The sequence below is a fragment of the Armatimonadota bacterium genome (assembly GCA_036504095.1).
Classification (GTDB): Bacteria; Armatimonadota; DTGP01; order JAKQQT01; family JAKQQT01; genus DASXUL01.
On record DASXVS010000026.1, the window covers coordinates 136,972 to 160,783 of the forward strand.

Below are 23,812 nucleotides of genomic sequence, written 5' to 3' on the forward strand. Positions count from 1 at the left end.
CGCCGGCTACGCCACATCGATCATGGCTTTCACAACCCCGTCGCCGTACGCAGCCACCAGGTCGAACGCCTCTTTGACCCGCTCAAGCGGGAAGCGGTGCGTCACCAGGAAATCCACGTCAAGCCGTCCGGACGCCATTTTGTCCAGGGTCTCCTGAACGCAGCCTTCCTGCCGCCGAACATTCTGGATACAGATCTCTTTCCTTCGGAGCTGATCGATGGAGAAACTCACTCGATTCTCTTCAGGAATTCCGACCAGCATCAGTTTGCCGCCCGGCTTCAGCATCTGCACGGCCTCATCCATCGCCGATTGCTGGCCGCAGCACTCGAACACAACATCCAGGCCCAACGGCTCCAGCGCGGAGAGGTCTGCAACCACGTCCTGCCGATCCGGATTTCCCGTCCACGCCGCTCCCGCATTGCGCGCCATGCTGAGGCGATCATCGATCTTGTCCGTGACGTATACCGCCGCGGCCCCTTCACTGACCGCGTTGGCGAGGACGCAGAGCCCGATCGGGCCGCCCCCGAGAATTCCGACCTTAGCGCCGGCCATCGGCACAGACCGGTGCACGGCGTACACCCCGATCGCGAGCGGTTCCGACAACGCGGCCTGGGTTAGGCTCAGGTCCTGGGGTAGCCGATAGCACGATTCCTGCGGCATCACGAGGTATTCGGACAGACACCCCGGAACCTGGCCGGGACAACCCAGGAACAGTAGTTTGCGGCACGTGTGCGAACGGCCGGCAAGGCACTGGTCGCACTCGAAACACGAGATTGCCGGATCCACCGCGATGCGATCTCCCGGCTTGACACGTGTGACCCCGGGCCCCACCTCTTCAACGATGCCGGCGCATTCATGTCCCACCGCATACGGGAACTGAATGACCTGGCTGCCGATCCTGCCTGTGGTGTAGTAGTGAATATCGGACCCGCAAACCCCAACCGTGGTCACACGGATTTTTACGTCCCCGGGCTGGGTGATTTCCGGCGTTGGCAGCTCGCGCAACTCCATACCCCGGATTCCAGTCAAAACCGCAGCCGTCATACACTTCTCCTTCACACACTCCGGGTTGTCCGTGGAAACGACCCGCGCACTGCCCCTTTAGATTGTTGGCAAAGCGAAACGGAGTTGTCTAACATATTTTACGATGATGCACACCCCGGGCGGGCGCAGGCAAATCGCGGGGAACTGAAACGACCTGCGCTGCGGCCGAACCACAGGGGCCATGAGCATAGAATTAGCCGCGATGTTTGATGGAGGACCAGCGAATAATGGTTAGCGAAAATACCGTACCGGCGGAGAAACGATCTGTTCTGATCGACGCAACGACCGAGGGTGAACCCATTTCCCAGTATATCTACAGCCAGTTCATTGAACACTTGGGCCGATGCATCTACGGCGGCATCTGGGCGGAGATGCTGGACGACCGCAAGTTCTTCGATGGCGTTGGGAGCGAGGCTTCACCCTGGAGCGTGACTGGAAGCGGCGGCGTGGATATGGATGCCGTGAATCCATTCGTTGGTGAACACACCCCGTGCGTTAGCCTCCCCGGCAACGGCACGCCCGCCGGCATCGCCCAGAGTGGGCTTACCGTGGTCGCCGGCCGGAGTTATGTCGGCCGGATCTGGGTTTCGGGCGACACGAACGCCACCCCGGTGGAAGTAAGCCTGATTTGGGGTGACGGCGATTCGGAACGTCAGACTATCACCATCGGCCCGGTCGGTGAAGACTACGTCAAGGCCCCCCTTCAGTTCACCGCCGGCAGGACCACGGACAACGCCCGATTCGAGGTTGTTTCGCGCGGCAGCGGCCGCTTCCGGGTGGGCACGGCATCGCTCATGCCGGCGGATAACATCCGGGGAATGCGACCTGACACGCTGGACGCGATGCGTGAACTGGATTCGCCACTCTACCGGTGGCCCGGCGGCAATTTCGTGAGCGGCTACGACTGGCGCGATGGCATCGGTGATCCCGATCGCCGCCCGCCGCGCAAGAACCCGGCGTGGCGAGGGGTCGAGCACAACGATTTCGGCATGCATGAATTCCTGGATTTCTGCCGCGAACTCAACACCGAGCCGCTCATCGTTGTGAACACGGGCTTTGGCGATGCGCATTCCGCCGCGCAGGAAGTGGAGTATGTCAACGGTACCGCCAACACACCGATGGGCCAGTGGCGCGCCGCAAATGGGCGTGTGGAACCGTGGGCAGTTGAGTGGTGGGGTGTTGGCAATGAGATGTTCGGCCCCTGGCAGCTAGGATTCATGGCGGTCGAGCAGTACGTGCTGAAGCACAAGGATTTCGAGCGCTCCATGCGGAAGGTGGATCCCACGATCAGGACGATTGGCGTCGGCGAGTCCGGGCCGTGGTCGGAGGCGTTCATGGCGCAATGCGGCGGTGACATGGACCTCATCAGCGAGCACTTCTACTGCAAAGACAAGGCCGATGTGATCGAACACGTGGCACAGATTCCGAGCGAAATCCGGAGAAAGGTCGAAGATCATCGCCGGTATCGGAAGGATCTGCCGGCATTGAAGGGCCGGGACGTTCGGATTGCGATGGACGAATGGAATTACTGGTACGGTCCGGACATCTTCGGCGAATTGGGCGTGCGCTATTTCTGGAAGGACGCCCTTGGCATCGCCGCCGGGCTTCATGAGTTTTTCCGCCAGTCCGACATGGTCTTCATGGCGAATTATGCGCAGACCGTCAATGTCCTCGGCTGCATCAAGACGACCCCGACAGCGGCCGCGCTGGAATCCGCCGGGCTTGTGTTGAAATTGTACCGCCAGAAGTTCGGCGTAATTCCGGTGAAGGTGGAAACGGGAGTGAACGGTGTGGACGTCTCAGCTGCGCTCACCGCCGACAGGAAGGCGCTCACCGTGGGCGTAGTAAACGCCAGCGGCGTGGTTCAAACGATGGCCATCCAGGCGAAGAACATCACGGCCTCCGGCGCCGGAACGGTGTATAAAATGGCCTGTGATGACGTGATGGCGCTCAATGACCCGGGCAAAGACCCAGTCATCACGATTGAGGAGCGCGGCGTTACCGGATACAACGGAAGCGTCACCGTCGAGCCATACAGCGTCACCATCTATGTGCTGGACGTCGCGGCATGATCCGCGCCGTTGGCGGGGGCGGGCGGCGGTCGGTCTACGTAAGGAACGGTCTATGATGGCAAACCTGACATCTTTCCTGCCGCCCCTGGCATTGCGGTGGGCCGTGTTGGGCGCTATCGGAGGGGGTCTGATGCAATTGTCACCCGCCTGCGCCGACGCGGAAAAGGCGAAGGAGCCTGAGTTCAACGCCATCATCAATGTGCATGACCCCAACGCTATCAAGGCCGGCAAGTACTATTACGTGTTCTCAACCGGCCCGGAGGTCATGATCCGACGATCCAAAGACCTCGTTCACTGGACCTACGTGGGCAGCGCCTTTCCCGGCGGAACACCGGGCTGGGCGCTGAAGGAGATCCCGGGCGCAAGGTCGGATTCCATCTGGGCGCCGTCCATCTCCAAAGTGAACGGCCAGTACCGGCTGTATTACGCCGTTTCCAGGTTCGGCAGAAACCGATCGGTCATTGGGCTGGCCACGAACAAGACGCTGGACCCGGACAGTAAGGACTACCGGTGGGTGGACCAGGGCAAGGTCGTCGAATCCCAAACGACGGATGATTTCAACGCCATCGATCCGGCATTCTGCAGCCTTGATGACAAGCGCGGCGTCCTGTCATTTGGGTCCTACTGGTCCGGCATAAAGGCTGTGCAAATCAGCGTGAAAACCGGCAAGCCCCCCGCCGGAGCGAAGACATTACCGATCGCCCAGCGACCGTTCCCCGATGCCCTTGAAGGGCCGGAGATCGTGCATATCGGAGCCCATTACTACCTCTTTGTTTCGTTCGACACTTGCTGTCAGGGTATCAACAGCACTTACAATATCCGTGTCGGGCGTTCGACCCGATGGGATGGTCCGTACGTTGACAAGGACGGCGTATCCCTGATGCAAGGGGGTGGCACCCTGCTGCTGGCAACCGCGGACCGCGAGATCGGCCCGGGACACTGCTCGGTTCTCGCGGACGGTTCCAAGCGTTGGCTGGTGTACCACTTTTACGATCGAGACAACAACGGCATACCGACACTGCAGTTGAGGCCGCTTTCCATCGGGAAAAATGGCTGGCCTGTGCTGGGCTCCCCGCTCATCCCCGCGAGACCATAGGGACGCCCGGCTCCAACCGTGCCATGTGGGCCGCTGTTATCCCCATGCGAGACTCGCTGCCTGACGCGGGCGGCGAATAAGCGGTGCGCCGCCACGGCGATTCTTCGGAAGGGCTTGCGTGCACTGCGCAACGGAAAGGGCGTAAACGATGGGCGATGGCGCCGTGCTGCTTGAAATGCGGGGTATATCCAAGCGATTCCCCGGCGTGCTGGCCCTGGACGGGGTGGATTTTACCCTTCGGGCCGGCGAGATACACGCCCTCATGGGGGAGAATGGCGCCGGCAAATCCACTCTGATCAAGGCGCTGACGGGGGTATATCCGCGCGATGCCGGCGAGATCAAACTCAATGGCGAGCCCTTCCTGGCAAAATCTCCCGGGCACGCTCAGGAACTGGGCGTCAGCACCGTATATCAGGAAGTCAACCTCATCCCTACCCTCTCGGTTGCGGAAAACATTTATCTCGGCCGCCAACCGATGAAATTCGGGCGCATTGACTGGAAGTCCATCAAGCGCGGCGCAGAGGAAGCGCTCCGACGGCTGGATATCACCGTGGACGTCTCGCGAACGCTCAGCTCATGCTCCATCGCGATCCAGCAAATGGTCGCTATCGCGCGGGCGCTTGACCTCTCGGCGAAACTCCTGATTCTAGACGAGCCCACGTCCAGCCTTGACCCCGACGAAGTGGAGCGTCTCTTCGCGTTGATGCGGCGCCTGAAGGAAGACGGGCTGGGCATCATCTTTGTCACCCATTTTCTGGGGCAGGTTTACGAAGTCTGCGACCGCATCACCGTCCTGCGCAACGGGCGCTTGGTAGGCGAATACGAGACGGCGGAGTTGAGCAGGCTGGACCTCATCGCGAAAATGCTCGGTAAGAACCCCGAGGAGCTTCCCGAAATGGCGCGCTCCGCGGAGAACGGCGCCGAATCCCGCGCGGAGCCCTTCCTCCGGTGCAGGGGCGTTGCGCGCCGGGGCAGCGTGGAACCGCTGGACCTGGACGTTGTCGACGGCGAAGTGCTGGGGCTCGCCGGCTTGCTCGGTTCGGGCCGCAGCGAGGTGGCCCGCCTCCTGTTCGGCATCGAGAAGGCTGACCGCGGCGAGATCACCCTGGAAGGCAAGCCCATTGCCCTCACAACAGCTCGGCGGGCCATCGGCGCGGGCTTTGCGTTCTGCCCGGAAGACCGGAAGACGCACGGCATCATCCCCGATCTTTCGGTGCGCGAGAACATCATCCTCGCGCTCCAGGCCAGCAAGGGCTTCTTCAACCGGCTTTCCTACAAAGCCCAGACCGAGATCACGGATAACTATATCAAGGCTCTTTCAATCGTCACTCCCGATGCCGATCAGGCGGTGAAGTACCTTTCGGGAGGAAACCAGCAGAAGGTCATTCTGGCGCGCTGGCTGGCCTCCAACCCGCGGTTCCTTATCCTGGATGAACCAACTCGCGGCATCGATGTCGGCTCCAAATCGGAGATTGAGAAACTGGTTCTCCAGTTGGCCGCCGAGGGAAAGGCTGTTCTCCTTATCTCCTCCGAACTCGACGAGGTCGCCCGCTGCAGTACCCGGGTGGCGGTCCTGCGCGATCGGCACAAGGTTGGCGAACTCAGCGGAGTCGAAGTGAGCGAGAACGCGATCATGCAGACCATCGCCCGAAAGGAGGCCACCATTGGCTGACGGATCACTCACCCCGGGCTCCGGGGCAACGGTGGCGCCCGCCCCCGGAGACGCCGGGGCAAACAGGGAGCGTTTTACGCCCAAGCGTCGAACAAACAGTCTCCTCTGGCCACTGATTGCTCTTGCCCTGCTGTTGCTGTTCAACCTGGCGTTCACACCGGGCTTCTTCAGTGTGCAGATCAAGGATGGGCATTATTATGGCAGCCTGATAGACGTGCTGAACCGGGCAGCCCCCGTGATGCTGCTGGCGCTGGGTATGACGCTGGTCATCGCGACAAAGGGGGTCGACCTCTCGGTTGGCGCCGTTATGGCGATTTCCGGCGCCCTGGCCGCTCAATTGATCGTGCGATACCACTCACCGCTCGCCGTCATCATCGCTGTACCACTGCTGGTCGCGCTGGTTTGCGGCATCTGGAACGGCATTCTGGTTGCCGTTGCGGAAATCCAGCCGATTGTTGCGACCCTGATCCTGATGGTTGCCGGTCGTGGCATCGCCCAACTGATTACCAACGGCCTGATCCTGACTTTTGACGACAGGGCATTCCAGTTTATTGGCCAGGGGCATCTCTTCCGCCTGCCGTTTACCGTAACACTCGTTGGCCTGGCGCTCCTGCTCACGGCGGTCGTGACCCGCCGGACCGCGCTGGGCCTGTTCATAGAATCGCTGGGAAACAACGAAGCGGCGAGCCGTTACGCGGGCCTGCGCACGACTGCCGTGAAGATCTCCGTATACGCCTTCTGCGGGCTCTGTGCGGGTCTGGCGGGCCTTATCCCGGTCTCCGATATCCAGGGAGCGGACAGCAACAACGCGGGCCTCTATCTCGAAATGGACGCGATTCTCGCCGTTGTGCTTGGCGGGACGTCTCTAAACGGCGGGCGCTTCTACCTCGTAGGCAGCCTTATTGGAGCGTTGATTATCCAAACGCTTACGACGACCATCCTGTCCCGTGGCGTCCCGTCGCAGATGACGCTTGTCGTCAAAGCCATCGTGGTGCTGATAGTCTGCCTGGTTCAGTCTGCTGAGTTCCGCGCCACCGTGGCGCGCGTGTTCGGAAGGGAAGCCTCGTGAAGCCTCGAATCTCCCAGCATCATATTCCGCTCCTCGCGACGATGGTCGTCTTCGCCCTGTTGTACATCATCGCCGCGGCCCAGTTTCCGGCTTTCCGGCGCCCCGCCATCTTCGGCAACTTCTTCTCCGACAATGCCTTCCTGGGTGTTGCGGCTGTGGGGATGACGTTCGTTATCCTCTCCGGAGGGATCGACCTGTCGGTCGGGGCGATCGTCGGAATGACCAGCATCCTGGTAGCGGTTCTGATCCAGAACCGCCACTTCTCCCCCCTGCTCGCGGTGGCCGTTGCCCTGGTGATCGGCACAACGCTCGGCGCGGGCATGGGTGCGGTGATCCGCTACTTCAAACTCCCCCCGTTCCTCGTAACGCTCGCCGGCATGTTTCTGGCCCGCGGCTCGGGGTTCCTCATAAGCGTCGAGAGCGTGCCCATCAAGGACGCGTCGTACGCGCGCCTCTCCGAGTGGTCATTGTCCCTGGGGCCGGTGGACGTGCCGGCGACGACATTCATCTTTGTGGCGGTGCTCCTGCTGGGGATTGCCCTGGCGCACGGCACGAAATTCGGGCGCAACGTTTATGCGCTGGGCGGCGACGATGACGCCGCGAATCTGATGGGACTTCCCGTCGGGCCGACGCGGTTGCGGATATACGCCTTCAGCGGGTTCTGCAGCGCACTTGCCGGCGTCGTCTATACAATCTACAGCGCATCCGGCAACGCGAGCGCGGCAAACGGGCTTGAGCTTGACGCGATCGCCTCGGTGGTCATTGGCGGAACACTTCTTACGGGCGGCGTCGGGTACGTGGCCGGAACGCTGATGGGTGTCCTCATTTTCGGCATCATCCAGACGTACATCACTTTCCTCAACCTTTCGTCATGGTGGACCAAGATCGCGGTGGGCGTTCTGCTGCTGTTCTTTGTGCTGATTCAGAAGGTGCTGGCCCGCCCGGCCGCGCGGACGTCTTGAGACTTTCGATGCAGTGAACGTAGATTCGCCCTGGCTGCAGACTGCAGCCAGGGCGAATTCGTCATTATGGCGCCCCGCGGCTAGAGCGGATTGCCCATCGCCGCCTGCAGGATGCGGACCGCGTCTTCGTGGCAGATCGACGAGTCACCGGCCAACGTGCCCATCCATTGGTCGGACGGTGTGGCCGCCAAAAGCCCCGCCGCAATGCTAAGAGCGCGCGTCGCGTCGGTAGCGGTCACGTCCGGCATGGTGAGGTGAAATGAGTTCATGTCCGAGGTCCCTGATACCAGCGTGTGCGTGATCAGGTTCGTCCCCTGCACCAGGTAGAGGGGTTGTGAGAACTGCTGGATGCCCTGGACGGGCCAGTCCGTCCTCGGCTGGGTGGCCTGCGTGGAGAACGCGCCCGCCGAGATGCGGACAACGCCGCCGCCTGTGCCGCCGTTGAAGTACGAAGTTGCCACGGTGTAATTGCCGGTCCGTGGAACGTCCACATACACCGAGCAGCTTTCTCCCGGATCGACCCAGCCCAGCTTGTATCCGTTCTCGCCATCGACGCTGAGCAGCGATACGGATCCACTCACCTGGTCGAAATACGCCAGTTGCACTTCGGCAACCTGATGCCCGTGGCCGTCATCGTGAAAGATGCTTGCCAGTTGCAGATCGGCGCTGGCAGCCCCAGCGGCTGGAACGGTCACCGTGGCGATCGGCGACCCTTGGACCTGATAGCTGCCCGGCCTGCCCGCCTTGATATCGTTTTCACCGGATGGAACCGTCAAAGAGTAGGTTCCATCGTCGCGGGAGTAAGTGAAGTACCCCTGTCTCCAGAAACTGCTCGGCTCCATGGGCGCGCTCGCCGGGGGATTCGCCGTGACGATCGCTTTGCGAACCGCGATGCCGTGCGGCCGGTCTCCGCTAACCGTTCCACTCACCTGGCCGAAAGCCGGCAGATCGGATACCCGTGTTAGTGTGATCCTCCCGACCTCCGCGTTGCTCCAGTAGAAATCCCAGTCCCGATCGTGGGTATCGGCGAGGTTGGGCGGATACTGGTAGGCAGGATTGTGGCGGCCGCTCACATTCTGGATGCGAAACACGTTGTCCCCGGCCCAGAGTGGGACGGTCAGCGTATTGCCGGCCGCATCTTCCACGTCGCCGAGATTCGCATAGGCCCAGGCGCCGTTAGTTTCACCGTAGTCCCGCGTGTCGGGTGTTCCGTATCGCGTGGCATATGGAGCATCCGGCGAGGTGAATGGCCGCGTTTCGAACGCCAGTACGCATGCCGGATCAGACCATTGGGCGAGGGAGATGCCGATGGTGTACAGGCCCGGAGTGTTACAGGGGACGCGCCACTCGATATAACTTGCCGGTTGCAGTCCGTCCGTCGTAAGCCCGGATGGGCTGGCAGCCTGCGGGATGACGGCTGGCAGGGCGCCACCTGCGCCAAAGCCGACTAGATTCAAGACCGTTGCCGGCATGACTTCAATTGACGCCTGTCCGCAGGCCACTCCGGTTGTCGCAAGCGCAGCGACCAGCGCAAGAGGGATTCGCAATCCGTGCATGGGTATCCTCATCTATCGAATCTGGGCGCCGGGCCCGCCGTACTTGTGCTCCGGCAGGAACCTTCAGGACATGCCCGGCAATGTGCTATCACCTTTTCCATAATGCAGTATACACTGTGTGGTATCAATGGGCGCGGCAAGCGACCACGCCCATCCTGCTTCAGATTGTACCATGGCGTTGAGACGTGTGCGCTCGCTAGCGTTTCCGCGCGTAATCCCGATTCCGAGGTTGACAGATGAAAAGCGTGATTTTGGCCGCATCGATCGTGTTTGTGATGGGCGCTTTCTGTGGCTCGTTCGCCTGGGCCGCGTGGTCCCCCGCCGGCTCCAACCTGACGACACCGTGGACAGCGCAAGTGAGCCCCTCAAACGCGCTACCCGAATACCCCAGGCCCCAGATGACTCGCGCTAACTGGCTCAGCCTGAACGGACTATGGGAGTTTGCCGCGGCGAAGGATGGCGATACGCCGCCCATCGGTAAAACGCTGCCGGAGCAGATCCTCGTGCCGTTCCCTGTAGAATCATCCCTCTCGGGCCTGGGCCGCCACGAGAGCCAGATGTGGTACCGGCGTACATTCGATGTCCCCTCCGGGTGGGCGGGACAGCATGTGATCCTCCACTTCGGGGCGATCGACTGGCAGTGCAGCGTCACCCTCAACGGAAGGCAGATCGGCTCGCATCGGGGCGGCTATGACCGGTTCTCGTTCGATATCACCAGTTCACTGAATCCCACGGGGCCGCAGGAACTCATCGTCTACGTCGCGGACCCCACGGATTCGGGGCCGCAGGCGCGCGGAAAGCAGGTGCTGAACCCGACCGATATCTGGTTTTCGCCTTCGTCCGGCATCTGGCAGACCGTCTGGCTGGAACCGGTCCCCGTGTCGCGCATTTCCTCGGTTAAGGCCGTGCCGGACATCGACGCCGGACTGCTTCGCGTGAACGCGGCAATTACGAACGCCAAGCGCGGCGACACGGTCCGCGTCGTGGCGAAGGACGGCGCCACCATCGTCGGCGCCGTGGAACAGCCCGTTGGCTCGGCAATAACCATCGCCATTCCAAACGCGCATCTCTGGTCGGTGGACGATCCGTTTCTTTACACCCTTTCCGTCGGACTCTACCGCGGCGGAAGCAAGGTAGACGAAATCGGATCGTACTTCGGCATGCGGAAGATCAGCGTCGGAAAGGATGCCAAAGGCATTACGCGCATCCTCTTCAACAATAAGTTCGTGTTCCAGGTAGGCCCGCTCGATCAAGGATACTGGCCGGACGGCCTTTATACGGCTCCCACCGATGATGCGCTCCGGTTCGACATCGAGGCCACCCGGAAGCTCGGATTCAACTTCACGCGTAAGCACGTTAAGGTCGAGCCGGATCGCTGGTACTACTGGTGTGACAAACTGGGGTTGATGGTGTGGCAGGACATGCCAAGCCCCGGCGTTGGCGGCCAGGACGCGCGGATACAGTTCGAGAAGGAACTGAAGCGAATGGTCGAGGGGCTTTGGAATCACCCCAGCATCATCATGTGGGTTCCATTCAACGAGGGCTGGGGCGAGTATGATGCAGCGCGCATCGCCAAACGCGTGAAGGAAATGGACCCGAGCCGCCTGGTGGACAATGCCAGCGGGTGGAACGACGCGGGCGCCGGCGACGTCGTGGACATGCACATCTATCCCGGTCCGAACTCCCCGAACCCCGAGGCGAATCGAGCCGCCGTGTGCGGCGAGTTCGGCGATGCCTGGGAGTACTACCCGGGGCACGTGTGGACCCGGCCGGGCTACACGTATCTGGCGACCCGCAGCCCGGAGGAGATCACGCACAGGTACGAAGCCCAGCTTCGAACGGCGTACGCACTGAAAGACTCGCCAGGCATGAGCGCGTGCGTTTACACCGAGATCACCGATGTCGAGGTGGAGCAGGCGGGCTTCCTGACCTACGACCGCCGGATCAACAAACTGGATCCTGTCCGCCAGGCGCTTTACAACAAGGGCCAGTTTCCGAATCCATTGTCGGTCACGTTGTACGCGCCCACATCGGAAACCCAGGCGACGACGTGGAAATACACGTTGACCCAGCCGGCGGACAATTGGATGTCGCCTGATTTCAACGATGCATCGTGGACGCAGGGTTCAGGAGCGTTCGGCCAGGGAAGCGCCGGCGCGGTATATCGAACCGCATGGTCAAGCCCCGACATCTGGGTGCGCCGCGTTTTTCCGGTAAACGCTTTGAGCGGCGTGCCCTGCATACGGTTGCGGCACGATGAAGACGTGGAGGCATATCTGAATGGAGCCCTTGCCGTCAGTGAACCCGGGTTCACGTCCACTTATTGGAATTACGACGTCCTCCCATCGGCGGCATCCGCGCTCAAAGTCGGTACCAATGTGCTGGCGATTCACTGCCATCAGACCGGAGGCTCGCAGATCATAGACGCCGGTGTAGGCTATCACGCCGTGCTGTGACACCATTCGCCTCAACGAGGCGCCCTCCATCAGACCGATGGCGCCGCGGCGAGGCTCCCTGCCCCACCAAAGTGCACAAGTTTCCAATACACTTGACAACTTGTTGCACCCCCATGGTATCATCCGATAAAGACATCTGACCGCCGGTTATAGCGATCAGGCACCGAGCCTCCGCCGGCCGGGCATTTGCGTTACGCGATGGGATTCTCGCTCCGCCTGCCGGGTTCGCTCCGACGTGCCGGACAATGCCGGTTTTCGAGGTCGATTGTCAGGCGGTGGTTCCCGCGCACACGGTGACCGTTGCCGGGCTATCGGCAGCGTCACGGCGCGGACATTCTATCGATAAGCGCTTAACCATGCGCCTTTGGGCACCATTTTGTCATACCATTTCGGGGTGACAGTCACGTCTCGGCAGAGACGGGCTGGCCAGCCCGTGCACGTACCATTAAGGCACGCGATCAAGCCGTGCCACGGCTCTGTTGAGATGGGCGTCCTCCGAGGACGGTAGCCCATCGCCCGGCAGAACCGGCAAGAACTATCAGACACGAGGAGGATGACGAAATGAAGACGAGTGTTCCGGTTGGATTGTGCTGCATCGGCATTGCGGCGACCCTGGGCCTGTCCGCGTGCGGGAACAAGACCCCCACAGCGCCGCCAGCCACAAACCCACCCACCCCATCCGCTCCAGCCGCCGATAATACGGCCTCCGCGACCGCTGCGCAGATTCCCTCCGCGCCAACGCGGAAGCCCGACGGCAGCCCCATCGTAGTGGGCTATTCCCAAATCGGAGCGGAAAGCGGCTGGCGCATGGCCAACACAAAATCCATCCAGGACGAGGCCAAAAAGCGCGGGATCGATCTCAGGTTCTCGGATGCCCAGCAGAAGCAGGAAAACCAGATCAAGGCGCTGCGCACCTTCGTAGCGCAGGGCGTGGACGTGATCATGTTCTCGCCGGTCGTTGAGAGTGGATGGGAGCCGGTACTCAAAGAAATCAAAAAGGCCAACATCCCGGTCATCGTTTCGGATCGGCGTCCGGACGCCGATGCGTCACTCTACGTAACATTCATCGGTTCCGACTTCATTCAGGAAGGCAAGCGCGCCGGTGACTGGATGGTCAGAAAGATGGGTGGCAAGGCCAACATCGCGGAGCTGCAAGGCACGGTTGGCAGCGCCCCGGCAAACGACCGGGCCAAGGGTTTCCGCGACGCGATCGCCAAGTACCCCGGTATGAAGATCGTCATCACGCAAAGCGGTGATTTCACCCGCGCCAAGGGCAAGGAGACCATGGAGGCCTTCCTCAAGAGCCCGCAGGGCAAAGAGATCAACGCGCTATACGCTCACAACGACGATATGGCCCTCGGCGCCATTCAGGCGATCGAGCAGGCGGGCCGCAAGCCCGGCAAGGACATCACCATCGTCTCCGTCGATGGCGTCAGAGGCGCGTTTGAAGCGATGACGCAAGGCAAGCTGAACTGCTCCGTGGAATGCAACCCGCTCATCGGACCGACGCTGTTCGACGCCGTTCAGGCGGTAGTCGCGAAGAAGCCGGTTCCGCCGCGCATCGTGACCCACGACGATCTCTACGACGAAACGAACGCGGCCAAGGCGCTGCCGAAGCGCCAGTATTGATCGCAGGGGTTCCGTTGGCCGCCCCTTGCATTCGCGGGCGGCCATACCGGACCAGTTAGAAACGCTCACGTGGATCCCGCTCGATCAGCGGGACCCACGTGAGACAATCGGCGGCCGCTACGCGGCGAATGTGTCCTTTGGCCGGCGAAAAATGGAGCGCCGAACCAGGCGCCTTAACATAGCCTTTAATATTCTGGAAACACCTGTTGCAGGAATATGTTGAATCGAGTATAATAATAATCATCTCAGCATAAAGGCGGCAGGATGCAGTCTCGGATTATGGAACTCCGCGGTGGCGATGGGACAGAGGTATTCAAAGCGCTTGCGTCCGAAACGCGGACGGGTATCGTCGCGCTGCTGGCTGAGAGCCCGATGAATATCAACGCCCTGGGTCAGATTCTGGGCATCGCGCAGCCGAGCATCACGCGCCACATCCAGGTTCTGGAGCAGGCCGGACTCGTGACAAGCGAGTATACGCCCGGCGTTCAGGGGATGCAGAAGGTATGCACGCTGAAATACGATCGTTTCATCGTGTCTTTTGAGATTACGAAAGAATCTGTGGACCGGACCGAGGAAGTCGAGATGCCAATCGGCCTCTACACTCTCGCGCAGCCTAACGCCACGTGCGGGCTGGCCGGCCGGGACCGCATCATCGGGTTTTACGATGATCCGCAATCGTTCTTTCACCCCGAGAGGGCGTCGGCGCAGTTGTTGTGGATGGCGGACGGGTTTGTTGAATACGTCTTTCCGAATACGCTGCCCACAAGCGTCGAGATCACTTGCGTCGAACTGGCCATGGAGATCTGTTCCGAGGCCCCAGATTTCAACAACGACTACCCCTCGGATATTACCGTTTGGATAAACGGGGTAGATATAGGTATGTGGACCTCGCCGGGCGATCTGGGCGGCAAACGGGGACGATTGAACCCTCCCTGGTGGAGCGATCACGTCACGCAGCACGGATTGCTGAAAGTCTGGTCCGTTGATTCGGTAGGCTCGTACGTCGACGGTTCGCTTGTGTCTAACGCCACGTTGGCCGATATCAGGGTGGCCCCCAAGCAGTCCGTCAATGTGCGCATCGGGGTGAAGCCCAATGCGGAAAATCCGGGGGGCTTCAACCTTTTCGGGCGCGGATTCGGGAATTATGAGCAGGATCTCGTGCTGAGACTGCATTTCACGGGACGCAAGACCAACGGGGCTATGGCGGAACAAATCGCCATCGCGGCCGCGTCATAACACTCGGATACACTGAGCCGGGCGGTGCTCCGGCCAGAAGGCCTTTGTCGAAGAGCGCAAGGGCTCGACAGGTACGATACCGCTCTCAAATTGGAGAAAGACAATGAGCAAAGTCTCAAAGAAGGCATTTACGCTGATTGAGCTGCTGGTCGTTATAGCAATCATCGCCATACTGGCAGCCATCCTGTTCCCCGTTTTCGCCAAGGCACGCGAACGGGCCAAGCAGACCACCTGCATTAATAACTTGAAACAGATCGGCATCGCGATGGTCTCGTATACTTCCGATAACGACGAGAAGTACCCCGCCTGGTCCCCCGGCGGCACGACGACGGGATTTCTCAGCGTTGAGGATTTCACCACGACGAAGGAAGACCGCGCTGTAGGCTGGCCGACGTTCAACACATCGCTTCCGCAATACGCGATGGCCCCCATCTCCCTCCAACTGGACCCGTACATCAAGACCCGCAACGTATGGGCGTGTCCGTCCGATTTCGGCCTCTACAAGACCAACGACTATTGGGGCAGCAGTCACCCCAAAATGTTCCCGCTCAAAAAATGGCATCTCCTCTCAAACAACGCTGAAGTAGGTTCCAGCTACGGTTACCGTGGCACCAACGTTGTCTCAAGCGGGTTTCTCACCAAGCCGGACCCCGGCTTCTTCGCGCTCGCAGGCTACACGACAAGCGCCGTGAAGTCGCCGTCGCGCCGCGCCATGTTCTGGGACCACCGCGGCTGGCATATGAGCTCCGGTGGCGACAACGGGGCCGATCCCAAGGCCAAGGTCGAGGTCCTTTTCATTGACTCCCATGTAGCGACCGTGCCGTATGTCGAGTTCGTTTCGGGCAAGGACCAGGCATGGGGCGCCCCCATCAACCTGCCTAACTAACACAGCAGCATCCTGCGGCGCGAATCAACTATAGAGGGCCGGAAGCGATTCAGGTACCGGCCCTCTGGATTTGGCACCTGACTTGCAGAGCCCAGAACATCCGGGCTGCCAGTTTATATCCGCGCTGGGTGTTGCCGTTGGCGGGCCCAACCGGCGCGGAGTCATACAACCAAATAGCGGAGGCCGGGGCACTGTGCGCCCCGGCGGATAAGAAGCGTCGCAACCCTGCGCGACGCTGATAACAGAACAACGTTCCGATCATTCTATTCCGCGCTGGCGCAGCGTATTTCCACCACGCGCGCTCAGGGCGGGGCACGCATGATCGAACGGTTCTCGGCAGTCCTCTACGGCAGCGGTTTGGCCGCCGCGTTGGCGCCGGAGCGGACAGCATTACGATCTCTCGGTAATCTCATAGCCAATAGGAGAAACCAGCTAATGCGCATTCGCATCACGACGGCGGTGCTGGCGGGACTCGGTCTCGCCTGTCTCGCGTCGGCAACCCGCGCCCAGAGCACGATCCCCGTGCTCCTCTCGAACATCTACCACTCGGAAGGCGTAGGACCAGGCGGCGGAAGGCCGTTCTGGCGGGCCAGCCTCACCAACGACCCCGACCCCGCTCCCTACCTCGGCCACGTGGAAGACATTCAGTCTGCCAGTTACTTTGAATACAAGGTGAGCTGCAACACTCCGGGCCTGTACAACGTCGAAGTTGTCTGTTTCGAGCCCAGCGACCCCCACATGGAACTGCAGTTCGAAACTCGTCCGTTCACTCTGAACGATGATCCGACCGTGACGCACTACGCTACCCAGAACAGCAAAGATTACGGCCAGTTCGGCACGTGGGGCAGTGCAGGCGTACCGCGGGTCTATTCGGACCTGAATCCGGTTGTGGCCGCAGACGGAACCACAGCGCTTACCGTCCCTCTGTGGGCCGGTGACAACATCGTCCGCGTCCGGAATATCGCCAACAGGCATCATGCTCCCGTTTCCGGCTATCCGATCGTCGGCTCCGACCTTGGCCGCCTCGACCTCCGCGAACTCACCGTATCGAACACCGGATGGAGCAACTTGCACGTTGCGGCGGTTACCTTGAACCGCGTGGGCGACTTGCCGGCGATGGGCACCATCACGGGCACGGTCACCGCCGACGTACCCGCCGGCCTTCCGGTCCGCAGCGCCCTGGTTTTGGCGAATCCTCCCGGGGCTTCCCCGCCGGAGATCGCGAGTTGGTGGAACTGGGGATACTACACCTATTCCAAAAAAGACGGCACTTACAGCCTCCAGGCGCCGGTGGGCTCCCGCGACATTAAGGCCGGAAGGCCCAGCGGCTATCTGCCAACCGGTTCGACGGTCAGCAATGTGACTGTTCCCGGCACAGGTACCGTTACAGCAAATATCACGCTCCCCTCCCTGTGGTTTAAGGACGGCAGCGGCGATTGGAACGCTTTCCCACAGGCCGAATACTTTGACGCGAAAAACGACAACATTTCGCTGGTCCCGTCGCCTGGCGAGAACGGCTTCCGAATGGCGTGGTCGTGGGCCGTCAAGAAAGTATACCTCATCGTTGACGTGCCGGTTTCCGGCAACTACGAGTTCACAGACTCCTTCACGTCCGGCGACGGCGCCGACCAGACGATGCGCCTCAGCAGCAACCTCGGACCGTATACCGATGTCGTTCAGGTATCGGCTACCCTTCCCCCCGCCGGGTGGGAGAATCCGGTAACGGCTACCGCGCCCAACTCCATCTACCTCGCGCAGGGGACGCAGACGCTGACCCTGGGCTTGCTCAACGGCAACTGCGACTTCGACGGCTTCCAGCTTCGGCAACTGCACACGCCCGTCACCCTCGGCGTCGTCCAGGGAACCATCACCGATAGCCTCACCGGCAAACCGGTGGTCGGCGCCACGGTTTCGTTCGCCGGCATAAGCGTGACGACGGATGAGAACGGCAACTACAAGGGCGTTGGTCCTCTGGGAACCGCGCAGACGTTCACCGTTTCATCCCCGCTGCAGGACGCAGGGTACGCAGGAACAGTGGACGTTGTTTCAACCGCGACCACCGTCAAGAACGCCTCGCTGCCGATTCGACCCAACATCGCCCTCAGCACCGCGAACGGATACGCCTTCAAGGCGATCCTCAACACGGGCGACGCAGCGGATTACAGCGCCGTGTCGGCCGATGAATCCGGGATGTCGCCGTACATCGTTCCTGGCAGTTGGGATTCGATTTCGGCGACCGACGACATTTACGGCTGGATTCGCGTGCACTTCACCCTGCCCGCCAACTTCCTCACGCTCATCCCCGGCCGAGCCGTGCGATTCCACGTCTCCGGCGGAGGCATCGACGACGTCGACAAGACATACCTCAACGGAACGGTGATCGGCTCCGCCGGCTCGTTCCCTAACCCGGCGCTGCCCATCCAGCCCGCCGGACATACCAACCGCGGGACCCAGACGTACGATGTAAGCTACCCCGGCCTGGACCAGAGTTGGGGAGAAGAACGGATCTACACCTTCCCGGCGAGCTTGCTCACTACGGGAGACAACGTTCTCGCGATCAAGTGCTTTGACCTGACCGCCGCCGGCGGCCTGATCGGTAACGCCGCCATTGAAATCGCCCCTCCCACCGGCGCCGTGAACGGCACCGTCAAGGTTGGCGGAAACCCGGTTGCGGGCGCTCGCGTGGCCGTCTCCAATGCTAACGGCATTTCCAGCGCTTGGGGCTGGACCGACGCGACCGGCGCATTCTCGCTGCCATACGCAGCGGCGGGACCGGGCGTACTCGGCGTAACCAAACTTGGCGTTAACGCCATCGTTCAGCCCGTTATGGTTCCGACCAACGGAGCCCTGACCTTCAACCTGACCCCCACGGCGGTCGCCGCACCGTACAGCGCACCGCTTTACGACAACTTCGACGATAACGCCGGCGCCCCCACGTGGCAGAACAAGTGGTGGCCGGTGGCCCTCGAAAACAACTCCGACCCGCTGAATACCCCAACCGTTGTCCAGCCGGGCTACGACATCAGCTCAGGAGGCACAGTCACTATCCCGAGCACCGTGACGGTCAAGCAGCTGGCCAGTGGCCATCGCAACTCCATCGTCTCCAAAGACCGCTTCAGCCGGTTCGCCTCCACTAACGAGGCTAAACTCGTCTCCGCCAAGGGACCGGTTACGGCATCCGATGACTGGGGCTGGAACACCATCCTCAACCTCCACGGCAACTCGGCAGTTGACCCCACCGTCCCAACGCCGAACATCTTCAACCCCGAAGTTGAGCTGGACATCGAAGGCTGGCGCAGCAACGGCACCACGAACATTGTTCAGTGGATCGTCTGGGACACCAACGGCAGACGCTCTAACGGCATCGTTCCCTTCACGCTGGCTCAGATGGCCGACATAACGACCGCGAACCCGATGGTCCTAGCCATCAACCGGACCGGCTCCGTGTACGACTTCTTCATCAATGGAACGCTCGTTCACTCGGAGCAGGATCCGATCTCCATGCCGGACCATCGCATCGCCCTCTACGGCTACCAGCTCGTTGCCGAGAACACGTGGGACTGGGTGTCCGGCGGCCCGATCGCCAGCACCACAACAGTAAAGGGTGACGTGAACTCGAACGCCATCCTCGACTATGAAGACGTTGTTAACGCCCTCCGCATCGCGGGCGGTCTCAGCACGTCCACACCTGCGCAGATCACCGCCGGCAACCAGGCGGGTGGAGACGCCATCATCAGCGTACTCGATGCCGTTCGCATCGATCAGGCGCTGGGTGGCAAGGCTCTGTAAGTACCGGTGGCCGCCCGAGCGGACGGCCACCCTTCTTGTTGAAACATGAACGCGATGGGGGCTCAAAAGCACTGCTCTTGAGCCCCCCGCTCGCGATGCGGAGCGAGCACTGACCGCCCTGGCGGTCGCCTCAGACGGGTGGGAAGCAGTGTGCGGGCCTGGAGTTCCGGCCGGACAGCCTCTGTGGAAGAGCGCGGGGGTAGACCGGCGCGGTACCGCTCTGAGATTGGAGAAAGACAGTGAACAAAGTCTCAAAGAAGGCATTTACGCTGATTGAGCTGTTAGTCGTTATCGCAATTATCGCCATATTGGCAGCGATCCTCTTCCCCGTTTTCGCCAAGGCGCGCGAACGGGCCAAACAATCGACCTGCATCAACAACATGAAGCAGATCGGCATCGCGATGCTCTCCTACACGTCGGATAACGACGAGAAGTACCCTGCCTGGACGCCTCCGGGCGCCACCGGCCTCATCAGCACCGAAGATTTCAAAGCCACGTATGAGAACCGTCTCTACATGGGCGGCACGGTTGATATCCAGGCCGCTTCCGGGGAGAAAGCCACAATTTCCACTCAGCTGGCGCCCTACATCAAATCCAAGGAAATCTGGGCCTGCCCTTCCGACTGGGGGATGTACCGACAGCAGGACGACTGGGGCGGCACCCCGAAGACGCCAAAGCCGTTCAAGGACTGGGTGCTGGTAGGCGACCGGAAAACCAAGGTGGGCGTGAGTTACGGCTACCGCGGCACAAATCTCGTTAACCAGGGAGCTCCCCTAATGCGGTTCAAGGACACCTCAGGGACGGCCCTCGCGGGGTGGTCCACTTCGGCCGTAAAGCAGCCGTCCGCCCGCGCCATGTTCTGGGATCACCGCGCTTGGCATATGGTAGGCGCGAACGACCCGTACACAACGATTCACTCGAGGGGCAAAGTCGAAATCCTGTTCATCGACACCCACGTGACCACCGTGCCTCAATCCGTTCTCGACAATTCAGCGAGCACGGAGAACTTCTGGTCGAACTTCACCAAGTAAGTAATCCGGATGCAGAACTCGCGCGGAGGGCCGTGCAATCTCCTCGAACCGGCCCTCCCATTTCAGCGTCCAACCTCAGGACCCTGCGCTAAGCGGGCAGCCGATAAAAAACCGCTCTTGACGGCGCGTTCAGCGAAGTCCAACCGCCCCGAAATCATACAATACTACGGCGAAATCCGGGGCACGAGGCACCCCGGCGCAAAGGCAGCATCGCATCCCTGCGCGACGCTATGACAAAGAACAACGTTCCGATCGTTCTGGGCTGAGCTTGGGCCACGCGTTTCCACCACGCGCCCAACGCCGGCCACGTACGAAAGTACGGTTCTCCATGGTCCACAACGGCAGCGGTTCGGCCGCCGCGTTGGCGCCGGAACGGACACCATTCAGTCACCGACAAGCCCTCAACAAGGAAAGGCAGAGTCATGAAATGTAGACATGTGGTTTGGCCGGCGGTTATCTCGGCATCTCTCTTGGGTTCACTGCTATTTGGATCCCTGCCGGCAAGCGCCAGCACTGTCGCCTACTGGCGATTCGAGGACGGTCCCGCGGATGCGCTGATGACCCACGTATCGGGGGTTGACGGCACCTGGTCCGCCGATGTTGCGGACAGCGCCGGCAACGGGAACGCCCTGTCGGTCTGGAGCACAGGCGGCGGGGGCGGCTATATATACAAGTCCGACGTCCCATCGGCCACGATCCCTCAGACGGGCACCGCCAATAACTTCAGTGTGAAGAACTCAGGTGGCGGCCCGGCGATGTGGTGCAACACCCTCAGGACCTGGGCCCCCGCAGCGTTCACGATTGAAGCCTCTTTCAAGCCCGAATCCGGCGGATATCGCACAATCGTAGGTCGTGACAGCAGGGGAGCTGGAACCCAGGGCGGCGCCGATGCAGCCGCGTCCGCGCTGTACTTCCAGATACGCCCGGATAACAGCGTCGCGATCATCTTCGAGGATGTGAGCGGCTATCAATACTCGGCGGGTTCGGCCGCGGGGCTCATTCAAGGATTCGACTACTCCACGGATCCCGATGGGCTTAACGGAAGATGGTACAGCATGGCCGGCGTCAGCGATGGCGCAACGCTTTCTCTGTATCTCAATGACCTTGCTGCGGGCACCGGCTACCAGTTGGTGGCACAGACGGATATGAGGCTGAAGGGCAGCCCCAACACAGCGTTCACTCCCGGAATCGGCAGTGCCGGCGACTGGACTGCGGGCGACTTCTCGGTCGGCCGCGGTTTGTATAACGGCGGCCACGGCGACCGCGCCTACGGTTTCATCGACGAAGTGCGCCTCTCCGACACTGCACTCACTTCAAACCAATTCCTGTCCTCGAGTGTCGGCGAACCGGTACTGCAGGGAATCGTTACGGACAGCCTCTCCGGCAATCCCGTGACCGGCGCTGCGGTAAAGGTGGGCACGAGATCCACGGCAACGGATAGCTCCGGCCACTACACGCTGACCAACTCGGCTGGCGTAGCGCTGCCGATGTCCGTCACCGATGCCTATGGCGAAACTTCCTATACCTCCACGGTGACCCTGTCGACGTCCGGTCCCGTGACCCGCAACGTATCGATTGCGATCCGGCCCCACATTTTCCTCTCTACGGGCAATGGCTACGCCTGGAAGGCGATCCTCAACACCGGCGACGCGGCGGACTACAGCGCCGTTTCGGCGGACGAAACCGGGATGGTTCCGTACACGGTTCCGGGAAGCTGGGATTCGATCTCGGCAATCAACGACATCTACGGCTGGATCCGCGTTCATTTCACCCTGCCGGCAAACTTCACGACGGCAATCCCGGGCCGCGCGGTGCGATTCCACATCTCCGGCGGCGGCATCGACGATGTCAACAAGACCTACCTCAATGGTACGCTGATCGGCTCTGCAGGCTCGTTCCCGAACCCGGGCCTCTCTGTTCAGCCTGCCGATCACTTGAATCCCCCCACCGGGCAGACCTACACGACGACCTGGCCCGGCTTGGATCCGTCCTACGGAGAGGAACTCCTCTATACCTTCCCGGCGAGCCTGCTCACCGCCGGCGACAACGTTGTGGCCATCAAGTGCTTCGACTGGACCGCCGGTGGCGGCGTGTTCGGTAACGTGACCCTGGAGGTTATTGGAGCGACCGGCGCCGTTACAGGCACGATTACGGCGGGCGGAAGCCCGGTCGCGAGTGCTCGTGTGGCGGTTTCCGACGCCGCGGGAAACTCGAACGCCTGGGGTTGGACCGACGCCAACGGCGCCTTCTCACTGCCGTTCGCGACAGCGGGATCCGGTGTGCTCGGCGTAACCAAGCTAGGCTTTGACTCCATCATTCGGCCGGTCATGGTTCCGACGAATGGCACCTTGCACCTCAATCTGACCACGACGACCATTGCCGCTCCGTACGGCGCGCCGCTGTATGATAACTTCGACGATAACGCCGGCGCCCCCACATGGCAGAACAAGTGGTGGCCGGTGGCCCTCGAGAATAACTCCGACCCGCTCAACACTCCCAGCGTTGCCCAGCCCGGCTACGACGTAAGCTCGGGCGGCCTCGTCACCATCCCGAGCACCGCGACGGTCTACCAGAATGCCAATGGCCACCGCAGCGCCATCGTGTCCAAAGACCGCTTCAGCCGGTTCGCCTCCGTGAACGAGGCCAAACTCGTCTCCGCCAAGGGCCCGGCCGCCGGGTCAACCGATGACTGGGGCTGGAACACCATCCTCCACCTCAACGGCAACCCCGTCGTCGATCCCACCGTCCCAACGCCGAATATCTTCAACCCCGAAGTTGAGTTGGACCTCGAAGGCTGGCTGAGCAACGGCACCGAAAACCGGGTTCAATGGATCGTCTGGGACTCCGCAGGCAGGCGTTCTTCCGGCGTGGTGCCTATGTCTCTCCTTCAGATGGCGGACGTAACGCCGGCCAACCCGATCATCCTCGACATCAACCGGACCGGCTCCGTGTACGACTTCTTCATCAACGGAACGCTCGTTCACTCGGAACTGGGCCGAACGCCCATGATGGACCATCGGATCGCTATGTACGGCTACCAGCTCGTTGCCCAGAACACGTGGGACTGGGTGGCCGGCGGCCCGATCGCCAGCGCCGCACCAATTAAGGGTGACGTGAACGCAAACGCCGTTCTCGACTTCTCCGACGTGGTTGACTCCCTCCGCATCGCGGGCGGCCTCAGCACGTCCATATCCGCCCAGATTACCGCCGGCAACCAGGCGGGTGGAGACGCCATCATCAGCGTGCTCGATGCCGTTCGCATCGATCAGGCGCTGGGTGGCAAGGCTCTGTAAATCACAGGGTGGCCGCCCAAC

At 61.3% G+C, this 23,812-nt stretch carries 14 protein-coding genes; 12 read left to right on the plus strand and 2 right to left on the minus strand.

Annotated elements, in window-relative coordinates; genetic code table 11:
- Positions 1-6: 6 nt before the first annotated feature.
- Positions 7-1,044 (minus strand): alcohol dehydrogenase catalytic domain-containing protein, encoded by a 1,038-nt coding sequence (locus VGM51_05785; GenBank protein ID HEY3412558.1) that lies wholly within the window; start codon positions 1,042-1,044, stop codon positions 7-9.
- Positions 1,045-1,271: 227 nt separating this feature from the next.
- Here VGM51_05785 and VGM51_05790 point away from each other — a divergent pair, with 227 nt between their 5' ends.
- The 5 genes from VGM51_05790 (at position 1,272) to yjfF (ending at position 7,915) form a co-directional block, all read left to right on the plus strand.
- Positions 1,272-3,116 (plus strand): alpha-L-arabinofuranosidase C-terminal domain-containing protein, encoded by a 1,845-nt coding sequence (locus VGM51_05790; GenBank protein ID HEY3412559.1) that lies wholly within the window; start codon positions 1,272-1,274, stop codon positions 3,114-3,116.
- 130 nt (positions 3,117-3,246) lie between these two features.
- Complete coding sequence (locus VGM51_05795) at positions 3,247-4,212, plus strand: arabinan endo-1,5-alpha-L-arabinosidase (GenBank protein ID HEY3412560.1); 966 nt, start codon at positions 3,247-3,249, stop codon at positions 4,210-4,212.
- Between the two features lie 148 nt (positions 4,213-4,360).
- Positions 4,361-5,884 carry a sugar ABC transporter ATP-binding protein gene (locus tag VGM51_05800; GenBank protein HEY3412561.1) on the plus strand — a complete coding sequence of 508 codons (1,524 nt, stop codon included), beginning with the start codon at positions 4,361-4,363 and terminating at the stop codon, positions 5,882-5,884.
- Positions 5,885-5,996: 112 nt separating this feature from the next.
- Positions 5,997-6,953: an ABC transporter permease gene (locus VGM51_05805; GenBank protein HEY3412562.1), complete on the plus strand. Its 957-nt coding sequence runs from the start codon at positions 5,997-5,999 to the stop codon at positions 6,951-6,953.
- 8 nt (positions 6,954-6,961) lie between these two features.
- A complete protein-coding gene (yjfF, locus tag VGM51_05810) occupies positions 6,962-7,915 on the plus strand; it encodes a galactofuranose ABC transporter, permease protein YjfF (GenBank protein ID HEY3412563.1) in 954 nt (317 codons plus the stop codon).
- 80 nt (positions 7,916-7,995) lie between these two features.
- Here yjfF and VGM51_05815 read toward each other — a convergent pair whose 3' ends face one another.
- A complete protein-coding gene (locus VGM51_05815) occupies positions 7,996-9,471 on the minus strand; it encodes a hypothetical protein (protein ID HEY3412564.1) in 1,476 nt (491 codons plus the stop codon).
- Between the two features lie 236 nt (positions 9,472-9,707).
- Between VGM51_05815 and VGM51_05820 the strand changes: the two genes are divergently transcribed.
- From VGM51_05820 to VGM51_05850, 7 genes are all read left to right on the plus strand, one after another.
- A complete protein-coding gene (locus VGM51_05820) occupies positions 9,708-11,927 on the plus strand; it encodes a glycoside hydrolase family 2 TIM barrel-domain containing protein (GenBank protein ID HEY3412565.1) in 2,220 nt (739 codons plus the stop codon).
- A 561-nt stretch (positions 11,928-12,488) separates the two neighbouring features.
- Positions 12,489-13,556, plus strand: a complete 1,068-nt coding sequence (locus tag VGM51_05825) for an ABC transporter substrate-binding protein (protein HEY3412566.1) — start codon at positions 12,489-12,491, stop codon at positions 13,554-13,556.
- A 279-nt stretch (positions 13,557-13,835) separates the two neighbouring features.
- On the plus strand, positions 13,836-14,792 hold the full coding sequence (locus VGM51_05830) for a helix-turn-helix domain-containing protein (protein ID HEY3412567.1): 957 nt from the start codon (positions 13,836-13,838) through the stop codon (positions 14,790-14,792).
- A 103-nt stretch (positions 14,793-14,895) separates the two neighbouring features.
- Positions 14,896-15,678: a DUF1559 domain-containing protein gene (locus VGM51_05835; protein HEY3412568.1), complete on the plus strand. Its 783-nt coding sequence runs from the start codon at positions 14,896-14,898 to the stop codon at positions 15,676-15,678.
- A 435-nt stretch (positions 15,679-16,113) separates the two neighbouring features.
- On the plus strand, positions 16,114-19,467 hold the full coding sequence (locus VGM51_05840; protein ID HEY3412569.1) for a hypothetical protein: 3,354 nt from the start codon (positions 16,114-16,116) through the stop codon (positions 19,465-19,467).
- Positions 19,468-19,706: 239 nt separating this feature from the next.
- Positions 19,707-20,498, plus strand: a complete 792-nt coding sequence (locus tag VGM51_05845) for a prepilin-type N-terminal cleavage/methylation domain-containing protein (GenBank protein ID HEY3412570.1) — start codon at positions 19,707-19,709, stop codon at positions 20,496-20,498.
- 422 nt (positions 20,499-20,920) lie between these two features.
- Complete coding sequence (locus tag VGM51_05850; GenBank protein HEY3412571.1) at positions 20,921-23,791, plus strand: carboxypeptidase regulatory-like domain-containing protein; 2,871 nt, start codon at positions 20,921-20,923, stop codon at positions 23,789-23,791.
- Positions 23,792-23,812: the final 21 nt, after the last annotated feature.

What these genes read in the sequence shown, in the direction of transcription:
- VGM51_05785 (HEY3412558.1), bottom strand. Translation starts at nt 1,044, where the DNA reads ATGACGGCTGCGGTTTTGACTGGAATCCGGGGTATGGAGTTGCGCGAG.
- VGM51_05790 (HEY3412559.1), top strand. Translation starts at nt 1,272, where the DNA reads ATGGTTAGCGAAAATACCGTACCGGCGGAGAAACGATCTGTTCTGATC.
- VGM51_05795 (HEY3412560.1), top strand. Translation starts at nt 3,247, where the DNA reads ATGCAATTGTCACCCGCCTGCGCCGACGCGGAAAAGGCGAAGGAGCCT.
- VGM51_05800 (HEY3412561.1), top strand. Translation starts at nt 4,361, where the DNA reads ATGGGCGATGGCGCCGTGCTGCTTGAAATGCGGGGTATATCCAAGCGA.
- VGM51_05815 (HEY3412564.1), bottom strand. Translation starts at nt 9,471, where the DNA reads ATGCACGGATTGCGAATCCCTCTTGCGCTGGTCGCTGCGCTTGCGACA.
- VGM51_05820 (HEY3412565.1), top strand. Translation starts at nt 9,708, where the DNA reads ATGAAAAGCGTGATTTTGGCCGCATCGATCGTGTTTGTGATGGGCGCT.
- VGM51_05825 (HEY3412566.1), top strand. Translation starts at nt 12,489, where the DNA reads ATGAAGACGAGTGTTCCGGTTGGATTGTGCTGCATCGGCATTGCGGCG.
- VGM51_05830 (HEY3412567.1), top strand. Translation starts at nt 13,836, where the DNA reads ATGGAACTCCGCGGTGGCGATGGGACAGAGGTATTCAAAGCGCTTGCG.
- VGM51_05835 (HEY3412568.1), top strand. Translation starts at nt 14,896, where the DNA reads ATGAGCAAAGTCTCAAAGAAGGCATTTACGCTGATTGAGCTGCTGGTC.
- VGM51_05840 (HEY3412569.1), top strand. Translation starts at nt 16,114, where the DNA reads ATGCGCATTCGCATCACGACGGCGGTGCTGGCGGGACTCGGTCTCGCC.
- VGM51_05850 (HEY3412571.1), top strand. Translation starts at nt 20,921, where the DNA reads ATGAAATGTAGACATGTGGTTTGGCCGGCGGTTATCTCGGCATCTCTC.